The organism is Dyella japonica DSM 16301 (assembly GCF_001010355.1).
Lineage (GTDB): Bacteria > Pseudomonadota > Gammaproteobacteria > Xanthomonadales > Rhodanobacteraceae > Dyella > Dyella japonica.
On sequence record NZ_JPLA01000210.1, the window covers coordinates 1 to 702 of the forward strand.

Consider the following 702-nt stretch of genomic DNA (forward strand, 5'->3'; position numbering starts at 1 on the left):
GTAATTAAATCTGACATGTTATTCTCCTACGATCCATTAGGACACACATATTATATATTGATGGATCGCAGGGGGTTAACCCCCTGCAGATTATGGTACTAAGACCCAACGACAGGCGATAGGTTGGCATGTTATCTCTTCTTTAGAGATATTTATACGATCTTTAAAAATTATTCTCGGATAAAAGTGTTTCATATAATTATCAGAAGCTACTTTATATTCGGTCTTTAATATACGTGCGCTAACAATAAATTTTAAATCTTCCCAATCTTTCATAGAATCAGCAAAAGACAGGATACGCCCATTTCCACGGACTTTAGCGGTTGACTCAGCTGGTAGTCTGTGGTCAATATCACACGGTAAGTCTAAAGCAGGTAGCTTCCCTTTGATTAATTTATCGGTATTAAAAGAGCCAATTTCCAAAGTATGGATATTTTGACCTTTAATTGGTTCTTCAAATTTAACATCGACAACGAGTTTGACTAGCATATATTACCTTCACAATTACCATAAAATTTCTACACTTTCAGTATCCATCTGACTCAATGGTTGCTTATATGAGATCGTATATCCAAATGATACCAGTTGTTCAGTCACCTTTCTCATTACAGGACGTGCATTAGGACTACCAATTTCACTATATGGCTTTTTAAATAATTTAATATGATCCCTGCCATCTAGAGACGCTTTAGTAATCCATTT

General features: G+C 35.3%; 2 protein-coding genes. Both read right to left on the reverse strand.

Features of this window, described 5'->3' with window-relative positions:
- Positions 1-90: 90 nt before the first annotated feature.
- Positions 91-489 carry a hypothetical protein gene (locus Y882_RS20210; protein WP_109431659.1) on the reverse strand — a complete coding sequence of 133 codons (399 nt, stop codon included), beginning with the start codon at positions 487-489 and terminating at the stop codon, positions 91-93.
- A gap of 15 nt (positions 490-504) precedes the next feature.
- Positions 505-702: hypothetical protein (locus Y882_RS20700; protein ID WP_211259264.1), on the reverse strand; the 198-nt coding region annotated here is incomplete at its 5' end.

Coding starts and splice junctions, on each gene's coding strand:
- Y882_RS20210 (WP_109431659.1), bottom strand. CDS start 489: ATGCTAGTCAAACTCGTTGTCGATGTTAAATTTGAAGAACCAATTAAA.